Raw genomic sequence first — 12,335 nt, 5'->3', positions numbered from 1 at the left:
CGCCATCGAGGGCAACGTTTGATGAAACGATCCGGAGCCTTGCTTCTGTTTCCCCTGGCCGTGCTGCTGAGCGGCTGCGACTTCGTCGTGCTTGCGCCCGCGGGCGATGTCGCTGCGCAGCAGCGCGATCTGCTCGTCGTCTCGACCATGCTGATGCTGCTCATCATCGTGCCGGTCATGGCGCTGACGGTGCTGTTTGCCTGGCGTTACCGGCAATCCAACCATGCCGCGACCTATACGCCCGACTGGGACCATTCGACCAAGCTGGAGCTGGTGATCTGGGCAGCGCCCCTGCTCATCATCATCTGCCTGGGCGCGCTAACCTGGCTCGGCACACATCTGCTCGATCCCTACCGGCGCATCGATCGGATCGAGCCTGGACAGCCGGTGACGCAGAACCATAAGTCGCTCCAGGTCGAGGTCGTTGCACTCGACTGGAAATGGCTGTTCATCTACCCCGACTACGGCATCGCCTCCGTCAACGAGCTGGCTGCGCCGGTCAACCAGCCGATCGACTTCCGCATCACATCGTCCACGGTGATGAACTCCTTCTACATTCCGGCCCTTGCCGGGCAGATCTATGCCATGCCCGCCATGGAGACGAAGCTGCATGCCGTCATCAACCAGCCGGGCAGCTACACAGGCTTCTCGGCCAATTACAGCGGCGCCGGCTTTTCGGGCATGCGCTTCGCTTTCCACGGCCTGTCCGACAAGGATTTCGAGCAATGGATCGCGCAGACCAAAAGCGCGCAGACGACACTGACCCGCGACAGCTACCTCGCGCTCGAACGGCCAAGCGAGAACGAACCGGTCCGCCACTATGCTTCGGTCGATCCCGACCTCTATGGCGCCATCCTCAATTTGTGCGTCGAGCGCGGCAAGATGTGCATGAACGAGATGATGTCGATCGACGCCAGGGGTGGCCTGGGTCTCGCCGGCGTGCGCAACACCTTGCCGCTGCAATATGACAAGCTTGCCCGGCGCGGCGCGGTGTTCGGCAACAAGCTGTCCTACGTGGCGAGCATCTGCACGGCGGAGGAGGCGGCCGCCGCCTCGCGCGCGTCTCGCGATGGCGATGCCGGGAATTGGCCGATCAGAGATCTGTCGCCCCTGCACGGCGTCGGTCTGCTCAAGCCCGGCGCCGGCAGCCGCCAGGCAGAGGCGGACAAGCCGTCGCTCGGTCTGCTGCGTTTGGAATTGTGAAGGGATAGCGGATGTCTGAGACGCTGACCAAGCTCATCTTCGGCCGCCTTACCTTGGAGCAGCTGCCGCTGCACGAGCCGATCGTCGTCGGCACTTTCATCGTCGTGGCGCTAGGTGGCCTCGCGCTTCTCGGCGCGGTCACCTACTTCAAGCTCTGGGGCTATCTGTGGCGCGAGTGGTTCACCAGCGTCGACCACAAGAAGATCGGCGTCATGTACATGGTGCTCGGCCTCGTCATGCTGTTGCGCGGCTTCTCCGACGCCATCATGATGCGCCTGCAGCAGGCCATCGCCTTCAACGGCTCGGAAGGCTACCTCAACGCGCACCACTACGACCAGATCTTCACGGCGCACGGCGTGATCATGATCTTCTTCGTGGCAATGCCTTTCGTCACCGGGCTGATGAACTTCGTCGTGCCGCTGCAGATCGGCGCGCGCGACGTCTCCTTCCCCTTCCTCAACAATTTCAGCTTCTGGATGACGGTCGGCGGCGCCATCCTTGTCATGGCCTCACTGTTCGTCGGCGAGTTCGCCCGCACCGGCTGGCTCGCCTATCCGCCGCTGTCCGGCATCGGCTACAGTCCCGACGTCGGCGTCGATTACTACATATGGGCGCTGCAGGTGGCGGGCGTCGGCACGACGCTGTCCGGCATCAACCTGATCTGCACCATCATCAAGATGCGCGCCCCCGGCATGACGATGATGCGCATGCCCGTCTTCACCTGGACATCGCTCTGCACCAACGTGCTGATCGTGGCGTCCTTCCCGGTGCTGACGGCGGTGCTGACATTGCTTGCGCTCGACCGCTATGTCGGCACCAACTTCTTCACCAACGATTTCGGCGGCAACCCGATGATGTATGTGAACCTCATCTGGATATGGGGCCACCCGGAGGTCTACATCCTGATCCTGCCGCTGTTCGGCGTCTTCTCGGAAGTCACCTCGACCTTCTCGGGCAAGCGCCTGTTCGGCTACACATCGATGGTCTACGCCACGATAGTCATCACCATCCTGTCCTACCTCGTCTGGCTGCACCACTTCTTCACCATGGGCTCCGGCGCCAGCGTCAATTCCTTCTTCGGCATCACCACGATGATCATCTCGATCCCGACCGGGGCGAAGATCTTCAACTGGCTGTTCACGATGTATCGCGGCCGCATTCGCTTCGAATTGCCGATGATGTGGACGCTGGCCTTCATGTTGACCTTCACCGTCGGCGGCATGACCGGCGTGCTGCTTGCCGTCCCGCCGGCCGACTTCGTCTTGCACAACAGCCTGTTCCTGATCGCGCATTTCCACAACGTCATCATCGGCGGGGTGTTGTTCGGCCTGTTTGCCGGCATCGCTTATTGGTGGCCGAAGGCCTTCGGCTTCAGACTCGATCCGTTCTGGGGCAAGGTCTCGTTCTGGTGCTGGGTGCTTGGCTTCTGGTTCGCCTTCATGCCGCTCTACATCCTTGGCCTGATGGGCGTGACGCGGCGCATGCGGGTCTTCGATGACCCCTCCCTGCAGATATGGTTCGTCATCGCCGCCTTCGGCGCGGTGCTGATCGCCTGCGGCATCGCCGCCTTCCTGGTCCAGATCTACGTCTCGATCCGCAGCCGCGCCGAGCTGGTCGATGTCACCGGCGATCCCTGGGACGGCCGCACGCTCGAATGGTCGACCTCCTCGCCGCCGCCGGCCTACAATTTCGCCTTCACGCCGGTCATCCGCGACAACGATGCCTGGTTCGACATGAAGAGAGCTGGCTACCGGCGCCCACTTTCCGGCTACAAGCCGATCCATATGCCGCGCAACACCGGGACCGGCGTCATTCTGGCGGTGTTCAGCGTCGCGCTCGGCTTCGGGATGATCTGGTACATCTGGTGGCTGGCGGCCCTGAGCTTCGTCTGCCTGATCGCCACCGCGATCGGCCACACCTTCAACTATCACCGTGACTTCGACATACCGGCTGCCGAAGTCACGCAAACGGAAGAGGCGAGGACAACGCTCCTCGCCGCTCAGGGAGCCAGGGTCTGAGCATGGCATCGATGGCAATCACGGCCGACGCCGAACCAGTCTTCCATCTGGAAGAAGAGCATGCGCACGCCGAAGGCGGCAGCACCATGCTCGGCTTCTGGCTCTATCTGATGAGCGACTGCCTGATCTTCGCCATGCTGTTCGCGGCCTATGGCGTGCTCGGCGGCAATTACGCGGCGGGTCCCGCGCCGAAGGACCTGTTCGACCTTGACCTGGTGGCCGTCAACACCACCATGCTGCTGTTGTCCTCGATCACTTACGGCTTTGCCATGCTGACCATGGTCAGGGGCCGCGTCGCGGCGACGCAAGCCTGGCTTGCCGTGACCATGCTGTTCGGCCTGGCGTTTCTCTCCATCGAGCTCTACGAATTCGCGCATATGATCCACGAGGGCGCAACGCCGCAGCGCAGCGCCTTCCTGTCGTCCTTCTTCACGCTCGTCGGCACGCACGGCCTGCATGTCACCTTCGGCATCGTCTGGATGGTGACGCTGATGATCCAGGTCGCCAGGCACGGTCTCATCGAGGCCAACCGCCGCCGGCTGATGTGCCTCTCGATGTTCTGGCACTTCCTCGACGTCGTCTGGATCGGCGTCTTCACCTTCGTCTATCTGCTGGGGATGCTGCGATGAGCGCTCACGATCACGCGGATCACGGCGACACGCATGGCGGCGCGGCTCATGGGTCGCTGAAGGGCTACCTGATCGGCTTTGTCCTGTCGGTGATCCTGACCGCCATTCCGTTCTGGCTGGTGATGAACGGCGCCATCGATAACAAGCAGGCCACTGCCGTCATCATCATGGTCTTCGCGGCGGTGCAGATCGTCGTCCACATGGTCTTCTTCCTGCATATGAACACCTCTTCGGAGGGCGGCTGGTCGATGTTGGCGCTCATCTTCACGCTGATCCTCGTCGTCATCGTGCTCACAGGCTCGCTGTGGGTGATGTACCACCTCAACGCCAACATGATGCCGGGGCTCCACGAGATGCGGCAAATGCCATGAGCCCTGCGGCAGGCGCGGGGAGGACCAACGCCGAGGCCACGGTCGGTCGTGCCGGCTCTGCCGTCGCGCCGGCAAAGGGCGTCGGTTCGGCATCGCGGGTGCTGCTTGTCCTGATTGGACTCCTCGGCGTCCTGGTGTTTGTCGGCCTCGGCATCTGGCAGCTGGAGAGACGGGTCTGGAAGCTCGACCTGATCGCCCGTGTCGACCAGCGCATCCATGCTCCGGTCGTCGATGCGCCTGGACCTGCGACCTGGGGCGACATCAACGCAGCCGCCTACGAATATCGCCATGTGCGGCTCGCCGGGCAGTTTCAGGGTGGCGCCAACACGCTGGTGCAGGCGGTGACCGAGCTTGGCGGTGGCTATTGGGTGCTGACACCGATGCGCACCGACAACGGCTTCACGGTCCTCGTCAATCGAGGCTTCATCCCGCAGGAACGCAAGGCGGAATTCCAGCAAGAGAGCGGCGGCGTAACGTCGGTAATGGTCGACGGCCTGCTGCGCATCGACGAGCCCGGCGGCGGTTTCCTGCGCAGCAACGACCCAGCGGCCAATCGCTGGTATTCGCGCGACGTTGCCGCCATCGCCAAGGCAAATGGCCTGACGAACGTGGCCCCTTATTTCGTCGATGCCGAGGCTTCCGGCTCCGACAGCTGGCCGCGCGCCGGGCTCACCGTCGTCACCTTCCGCAACAGCCATCTGATCTATGCTTTGACCTGGTTCGCCCTGGCAGTGATGCTGGCAATCGGGCTCGGCCGGCCGGTCCTTGCCCGCCGCCGGAAGCGGGCTGCGGCACGATGAACATCTCCATCCGGCGGCCTCGTCACGACAAGTCATTCCCGGCGGCTTCGCTCGCCGGCCAGGGCGGCGGCAGCTCGAATTCCGATGTGACCAACAGGAAGAACCTGCTTCTGCTCATCCAGCTGCGCTGGCTGGCGGTGGCGGGTCAGGTGCTGACCATCCTGGTCACACAATACTGGTTCGCCATCCCGCTGCCGCTGGCCGAGATGGCCGGTGTCGTGCTATTCCTCGTCGGGCTCAACATCTTCAGCCTGCTCGCCTTGCGCGGCAACCGCCGCATCAGCAACACGCAGCTCTTCGTCGCGCTGATCTTCGACATGGCGGCGCTGACCACGCAGCTCTATTTGAGCGGCGGCGCCTCGAACCCGTTCGTGTCGCTCTATCTTTTGCAGATCACGCTTGGCGCGGCACTTCTGACGCCATGGTCGACCTGGATCCTCGTGGTTGCGGCATCGGGCTGCTTCGTCTTCCTTATCTTCGTCTTTCAGCCGATCGCCATCCCGCATCACGGCGGCAGCGACCTTCTCGCGCTGCATCTGCGCGGCATGTTCATCTGCTTCGTGCTGGCGGCCGGTCTCATCGTTATCTTCATGACGCGCATCAACCGCAATTTGCGCGAGCGCGACGCCTATCTGGCCGATCTACGCCAGCGCTCGGCCGAAGAAGACCACATCGTGCGCATGGGTCTCCTGGCTTCCGGCGCCGCGCATGAACTGGGCACGCCGCTCTCGACAATTTCGGTCATCCTATCCGACTGGCGCCATATGCGCGGCATCAAACGCAATCGCGAACTGTCCGAGGACGTCGTCGAAATGCTGGCGCAGATCGAACGCTGCAAAAGCATCGTCACCGGCATCCTGATGTCGTCCGGACAGGCGCGCGGCGAGGGCACGATCCGCACCACCATCCGCCACTTCCTCGACGATCTGGTCCAGGAGTGGCGTGTCAGCCGCCAGCCCTTCCGGCTGGACTACGAGAACGGCTTCGAGCCCGACGATGAGATGGTGTCCGACACGGCCTTGAAGCAGGTCATCTTCAATGTGCTCGACAACGCCTATGAAGCGTCGCACGATTGGGTCGGCGTCACCGCTGAGCGACAGGACGACAGGCTGGTGTTTTCCGTGAACGACCGCGGGTCTGGTTTCGACAAGGATATTCTGGCAGCGCTCGGCCAGCCCTATATGTCGAGCAAGGGGCGGCCGGGTGGCGGGCTCGGCCTGTTCCTGGTGTTCAACGTGGTGAGCAAGCTCGGTGGCGACATCTCGGTGCGCAACACGGCCAAGGGCGCCTGCGTAACCCTTTCGCTGCCGCTGGCGGCGCTGACCAATGGAACCGATCACCATGCCTGACGGATCGCTGTTTATCGTCGAGGACGACGCCACCTTCGCCAGGACGTTGAAACGCTCGTTCGAAAAGCGCGACTACGAGGTCACGGTCTGCCCGGACCGCGAGGCATTGCTCGCCGCGCTGCAAACGGCCGTGCCGGCCTACGCCGTCGTCGATCTCAAGCTCGGAGCCGGCTCCGGCCTCGAATGCGTCAAGCTGCTCAGCGCCCGCGACGCCTCGATCCGGATCGTCGTGCTGACCGGATTTGCCAGCATCGCCACGGCAGTCGAGGCGATCAAGCTCGGCGCCTGCCACTATCTGGCCAAGCCCGCCAACACCGACGACATCGAGGCCGCCTTCGGCCGCGGCGCCGGCGATACCTCGGTGCAGCTCTCCAGCCGTCCCACCTCGATCAAGAACCTCGAATGGGAGCGCATCCACGAGACGCTGGTCGAGACCGGCTTCAATATTTCCGAGACCGCGCGTCGGCTCGGCCTGCATAGGCGTACGCTCGCCCGAAAGCTCGAGAAGCGCGTGGTGCAATAGGCTACCGCGCAGTCGCGGATTTCTCGGCGGCGCCGGTGAACGGCGCCTCCTTCGACAGCCACTCGACGAACAGCGCAGCCGATCTGGACAGGCGTCGTTGCTGGTTCGGCACGATATGCAAAGCCATCGGCAGCGCATCGCCCATGCCGAACGGCGCGACCAGCCGCCCGGAGGTCAGATAGGCCGCGGCATAAGTCGATAGCGTGGCGACGACGCCGCCCGAGCAGGCTGCGAGCTCCAACGCGGCCGCCGCGTTGTCGGCCTTGATTGGAGCCAGCTTCGGCGCAACGGCAATCTTCTTGTCCTTGGCCCACTGGTCCAGCAACTGCACGCGCCCCTGCACATAGATCAGCCGGGCGCCGTTGAACCACGGGGCGTTCGGTTTCGAACCGGCTTTGCCAGCAGTCAGCGGATCGCAGACAAGCGTCAGCCGGTCTTGCCAAAGTCTCACCGCGCCCGGCATGCGCTGCGGCGGGTCGAGCACCAGGATGCTGAGATCCGCCAGTTCCACATTGGGATCCGTCCAGATCGTGCTGTTGAGGCGGATCTCAATTAGCGGATGAGCGGCGGAAAAACTGCCGAGATGCCGGGCCAGCCACAAGGTCACGAAGCTCAGCGGCGCCGACACCGTCAGGCTGGTCTGCGCCCGCGCGCCCATCAGCCCTTGCGTCGCGGCCTCGGCGCGATCGAGCGCCTCGCTGATGCCTGGCAGATAGGCGGTGCCGACTTCGGTCAATTCGAGGCCATTGCGCCGCCGATGGAACAACGGCCTGGCAAAAAACTGCTCCAGCGCGCGCACCCGCTGGCTGATCGCCGCCTGCGTGCATTTCAGCTCGCCGGCGGCTCGGGTGAAGCTCAGATGGCGCGCTGCCGCTTCGAAGGCTTCCAGATAGCTGAGGTGCGGCAGGTTTCTCATACTGACCCTGTTTTTCTTGGTCAGATATTATGAAAACGAGGTCACCGGGTAAAGATCGATTTCTTGCGAACTTTGCGCCTCAAGGCTTCTCTAAGGCCTCGTCCAGCCTCCGCACGGAACGCGCCCAAAATGCCTTTCTCCCTGCTCCGATACGGCCTGCGTTCAAAGCACGTGTCCTTTGGCGATATCCCTTCGACGCCGGAGCTGAAGCGGTCCTATGATGTCGTGATTATCGGCGGTGGCGGACACGGTCTTGCAGCCGCTTATTACCTCTCCAACGTGCATGGCATCGGCAATGTCGCGGTGCTGGAAAAGGGGTATCTCGCCGGCGGCAACACGGCGCGCAACACGACCACCATCCGCTCGAATTACATGACCGAAGAATCGGTCCGCTTCTACGACGAAGGCGTGCGCCTTTTCGAGACCATGTCGCGGGACCTCGGCTTCAACATCATGTATTCGCAGCGCGGCCAGCTGACGTTGGCGCATTCGGACGCAACGATGCGCAGTTTCCATCTGCGCGCCGAAATGGGCAAACACGTCGGCACGCGTATCGATGTCGTCGATGCCCGGACGGTCAAGGAACTGGTCCCACATCTGAACCTCGACATCGGCGGCATGCACGAGGTGTTGGGCGGACTCTGGCACGCGGATGGCGGCACTGCCCGGCATGACGCCGTTGCCTGGGGTTACGCAAAGCATGCCAGCCGGCGCGGCGTGGAAATCCACCAGCGCACCGAAGTCACCGGTTTCGAGCTGAGTGGCGACCGCGTCACCCATGTCAGGACAAACCGCGGCAAGATTGCCGCCGGCCAGGTGCTGCAGGCTGTAGGCGGTCTCAACGGCCAGGTGGCCGCACTTGCCGGCATCCGTTTGCCCATACGCTGCTTCCCGCTGCAGGCGATGGTGACGCAGCCGCTGAAACCCTTCTTGCACACGCTCGTCTCTTCGGCCAATCTGCACACCTATCTGGTGCAGTCGTCGCGTGGCGAGGTCGTCATTGGCGGCGGCTCCGACCCGTATCAGCTCGCATCGACCCGCTCGACGCTCGACCAGAAGGAACATCTGGCCGAGGGCGCGCTGCACCTCTTTCCCTTCCTGCACAAGGTCAAGCTGTTGCGGCAATGGGCCGGCATCACCGACATGACGCCGGATTACAGCCCGATCATGGGCGCCTCGCCGCTGGCGAACTACTGGCTGGATTGCGGCTGGGGGACCTGGGGCTTCAAGGCGACGCCAGTGGCCGGCAAGCGCATGGCCGAAACGATCGCCACCGGCAAGGTGCCGGACATCCTGAAACCGTTCGACTTGCGCCGGTTCGACAGCTTCGCGCTGCTGAACGAAATGGGCGCGACTGCCGCAAGCCATTGAGAGGCTTGCCGTGAAGCTATTGACCTGCCCGGTGAACGGGCCCCGCAACATCGCCGAGTTCCAGTATCTCGGGCCGGTCCGCGCGGCAAACGCCGAAGAACCCGGCCAACTGATCGAGGCGCTGTTCTATGCGGAGAACCCGCTTGGCGTCATGCGCGAGTGGTGGCGGCACACGCCGTCCAACACCATCCTGATCGCCGAACGCCACACCGTCACCGACCAGATCGTCGCCACCTATCTTCCCAGCCAGAAGCCCGCCTGACATGACTGAACGACTGCCGCTTCCCTGGGGATCGCGTCTCGACCGCGCGAGAAAAATCCGGTTCCAGTTCGACGGCCGGGTAGTCGAAGGCTTCGCCGGGGACACGATTGCCTCGGCGATGGCCGGCGCAGGCCGCTGGATCCTGTCGCGCTCGTTCAAATACCATCGCCCGCGCGGCATCCTGACGATGGCCGGGCAGGACGCCAACACGCTGGTGCAATTGCCGGACGAGCCGAATGTGCGGGCCGATCTGCGCGTCGCCGCCGACGGCATGAAGGTCACGGCCCAGAACGTCATCGGCACGGCCGAGCGCGACCGCGGCGCGGTGCTGGACAGGCTCGGCCGCTTCATGCCGGTGGGCTTCTACTATCGCAGCTTCTTTGGCCCGGGCGTCAGGAGCTGGCTGAAATTCTGGGAGCCTCTCATCCGCAGGTCGGCAGGTCTCGGCAAAGTCGATCTGGCGGCCGTCCCCGGCCACTATGTCAGGGAAAACATCCACACCGATGTGCTCGTTGTCGGCGCCGGCCCGGCCGGCCTGTCGGCCGCCGTGGCGGCGGCGGAGGCGGGGACGCAGGTGCTGCTGGTCGATCTCAGTCCGGAGCTCGGTGGCGCGCTGACCTATGCGCGTTTCGGTCTCGACAATGCCGAAGCGCAAGCGGCGTTGGAAGCATTGCGGGCAAAGGTCGCCGCTTTGGCCAACATCCAGGTCATGACGCAGGCGACCTGCAATGGCTGGTTTGCCGACAACTTTCTTCCCGTCCTGCAGGGCGACCGGCTTTATCGGGTGCGGGCAAGGCAGGTGGTGGTCGCCGCCGGATCGCAGGAACAGCCGCTGGTTTTCCGCAACAATGATCTGCCGGGGGTGCTGCTGTCCTCCGCGGCGCAACGCCTGATGCGCCATTATGCGGTCCGACCCGGTGAGCGCGCCGTGGTCTTCGCCGGCAACCGCGACGGTTATCTCGCCGCGCTCGATCTGGTAGAGGCCGGTGTGTCGATTGCCGCTGTTCTCGATCCGGCTGTGAGCCCGGCTTTCCCGGATCTGGCGCAGCGCCTGATCGAGCGCGGTGTCCGCATCGTCCACGGCGCGTCGGTGAGCGAGGCCGTCGGCACCGCCTGCAACCGCCATGTCTGCGCCGTGCGCTTCACGACCTCTGGCGGCACTGAACAGCTCGATTGCGATCACCTGGTGATCGCCGCCGGCTACACGCCGGCCTATCAACTGCCGCTGCATGCAGGCGCCAGGCTGGACTATGACGAGGCGAGCAAGCAGTTCGTGCTGCGCAACCTGCCGGATGCGCTCCATGTCGCCGGTTCGGCAGCCGGTTTCTTCGATCTGAAGACGGTGCTGCGCAGCGGCGAGGCGGCTGGCGCCAAGGCGGCAAAGCTGATTGGTTGCGACATCGCCCAGCCGGAGCTGATAGCCGATCCAATCGCGCCGGGCATGAACCATTTCCATCAGCTCCTGGCTCATCCCAAAGGCCGCGATTTTGTCGATTTCGACGAGGATTTGCAGGTCAAGGACATCCGGAATGCCGTCGCCGACGGCTATCGCGAGCTTGAGCTGGTCAAGCGCTATTCCACCGTCGGCATGGGACCGTCGCAAGGCCGGCATTCCGCCTTGACCACCGCCAGGATCGTTGCCGCCGAAACCGGCCGCACAGTGGCCGAGGTGGGCATCACCACCGCGCGTCCGCCGTTCGGACCGGAAAAGCTCGGCCTGCTTGCCGGTCCGCACCATGTGCCCTATCGCCATACGCCGATGCATGCCGAGCATGTCGCCGCCGGCGCGAAGCTGACGCCGGCCGGCGCATGGTGGCGTCCGCTCCACTATGGAGCGCAGGGCGATGCACGAAAGACAGTCGCCGACGAGGTCACCCTGGTGCGCAAACGGGCCGGCATGCTCGATGTCTCGACGCTCGGCAAACTGGCGATCCGCAGTCTGGATGCAGCAGCCTTCGTCGACCGGATCTACACCATGGCGCATCTCAAGCAGCCGGTCGGCCGCGTGCGCTATTGCCTGATGCTGAACGACATGGGCTCGGTCATCGACGACGGCGTCGCCTATCGCCTGTCGGAAACCGAATTCTACGTCACCGCGACAACAGGTGCTGTGGCCCGTGTCTTCAGCGAGATGCTGTTCCTCAACGCGCAATGGCGCATGCAGGTCGACATCCAGAACGTCACCGCAGCTTTCGCCGCGATCAACGTCACCGGCCCTTCGGCGCGCAAGGTGCTGGAGGCCCTGGGCAGCGACATCGACCTCGCCTCCGAAGCCTTTCCCTATCTGAATGGACGCACTGGCGTGATCGGTGGTTGCCCGGTGCGCATCATGCGCATCGGCTTCACCGGCGAATTGAGCTACGAGTTGCATGTGCCGCAATCCTTTGGCGCATCGCTGTGGCGCAGGCTGCTGGAGGCGGGAGCACCGCATGGCCTCGAGCCTTACGGGCTTGAAGCATCGCGCATCCTGCGCCTGGAAAAGGGCCACATCATCATCGGCCAGGACACCGATGCGCTGTCGACGCCGGACGAGCTCAACATGGGCTGGGCGCTGTCCAAGACCAAGCAGCTTCATGTCGGCAGGACGGCCATCGAAGCGCGCGGCAAACTGGGGTTGAAGCGCAGGCTTTGCGGCTTCGAGTTGCCGGAAGGCCACGGCATCCGCCTGGCCGAATCCTGCCTCGTGCTGCGCGACGGCCGCCCCGTCGGCTTCGTCACCTCGACCTGTTTTTCACCGACATTGGGCAAATGGATCGGGCTGGCCTATGCCGATCCGTGCGATACGGCGCCAAGATCCACCCTGCGCATTCGCGGCTTGTGCGGCAAGGAGATCGAAGCCAACGTCGTGGCGAAGCCGTTCTATGATCCCGAAAATCGCCGGCAGGAGATGTAG

At 63.8% G+C, this 12,335-nt stretch carries 11 protein-coding genes; 10 read left to right on the top strand and 1 reads right to left on the bottom strand.

Features of this window, described 5'->3' with window-relative positions:
- Positions 1–21: 21 nt before the first annotated feature.
- From cyoA to AB6802_RS16785, 7 genes are read left to right on the top strand one after another with little or no spacing between them, the layout of a single operon-like run.
- Positions 22–1,203 carry a ubiquinol oxidase subunit II gene (gene cyoA, locus AB6802_RS16815; RefSeq protein WP_371011257.1) on the top strand — a complete coding sequence of 394 codons (1,182 nt, stop codon included), beginning with the start codon at positions 22–24 and terminating at the stop codon, positions 1,201–1,203.
- An 11-nt stretch (positions 1,204–1,214) separates the two neighbouring features.
- Positions 1,215–3,221 (top strand): cytochrome o ubiquinol oxidase subunit I, encoded by a 2,007-nt coding sequence (gene cyoB, locus AB6802_RS16810; RefSeq protein ID WP_371011256.1) that lies wholly within the window; start codon positions 1,215–1,217, stop codon positions 3,219–3,221.
- A 2-nt stretch (positions 3,222–3,223) separates the two neighbouring features.
- Complete coding sequence (gene cyoC, locus AB6802_RS16805; RefSeq protein ID WP_371011255.1) at positions 3,224–3,850, top strand: cytochrome o ubiquinol oxidase subunit III; 627 nt, start codon at positions 3,224–3,226, stop codon at positions 3,848–3,850.
- Complete coding sequence (gene cyoD / locus AB6802_RS16800) at positions 3,847–4,221, top strand: cytochrome o ubiquinol oxidase subunit IV (RefSeq protein WP_371011254.1); 375 nt, start codon at positions 3,847–3,849, stop codon at positions 4,219–4,221. The genes cyoC and cyoD overlap by 4 nt, the downstream gene beginning before the upstream one ends.
- Entirely contained in the window at positions 4,218–5,021 is an 804-nt protein-coding gene (locus AB6802_RS16795) for an SURF1 family protein (protein WP_371011253.1), read from the top strand. The genes cyoD and AB6802_RS16795 overlap by 4 nt, the downstream gene beginning before the upstream one ends.
- A complete protein-coding gene (locus tag AB6802_RS16790) occupies positions 5,018–6,370 on the top strand; it encodes an ATP-binding protein (protein WP_371011252.1) in 1,353 nt (450 codons plus the stop codon). Before AB6802_RS16795 ends, AB6802_RS16790 begins: the two co-directional genes overlap by 4 nt.
- A complete protein-coding gene (locus AB6802_RS16785; protein WP_371011251.1) occupies positions 6,348–6,893 on the top strand; it encodes a response regulator transcription factor in 546 nt (181 codons plus the stop codon). The genes AB6802_RS16790 and AB6802_RS16785 overlap by 23 nt, the downstream gene beginning before the upstream one ends.
- A gap of 1 nt (position 6,894) precedes the next feature.
- Here AB6802_RS16785 and AB6802_RS16780 read toward each other — a convergent pair whose 3' ends face one another.
- Positions 6,895–7,809, bottom strand: coding sequence for a LysR family transcriptional regulator (locus tag AB6802_RS16780; RefSeq protein WP_371011250.1), 915 nt, complete (start codon positions 7,807–7,809; stop codon positions 6,895–6,897).
- Between the two features lie 129 nt (positions 7,810–7,938).
- Here AB6802_RS16780 and AB6802_RS16775 point away from each other — a divergent pair, with 129 nt between their 5' ends.
- From AB6802_RS16775 to AB6802_RS16765, 3 genes are read left to right on the top strand one after another with little or no spacing between them, the layout of a single operon-like run.
- Positions 7,939–9,180, top strand: a complete 1,242-nt coding sequence (locus AB6802_RS16775; RefSeq protein ID WP_371011249.1) for an FAD-dependent oxidoreductase — start codon at positions 7,939–7,941, stop codon at positions 9,178–9,180.
- Positions 9,181–9,190: 10 nt separating this feature from the next.
- Entirely contained in the window at positions 9,191–9,442 is a 252-nt protein-coding gene (locus AB6802_RS16770) for a sarcosine oxidase subunit delta (protein WP_371011248.1), read from the top strand.
- A 1-nt stretch (position 9,443) separates the two neighbouring features.
- On the top strand, positions 9,444–12,335 hold the full coding sequence (locus AB6802_RS16765; protein WP_371011247.1) for a 2Fe-2S iron-sulfur cluster-binding protein: 2,892 nt from the start codon (positions 9,444–9,446) through the stop codon (positions 12,333–12,335).

It is taken from the genome of Mesorhizobium sp. RCC_202 (assembly GCF_041355295.1).
GTDB lineage: Bacteria > Pseudomonadota > Alphaproteobacteria > Rhizobiales > Rhizobiaceae > Mesorhizobium.
This window is presented reverse-complemented; position numbering and strand designations above follow the sequence as displayed.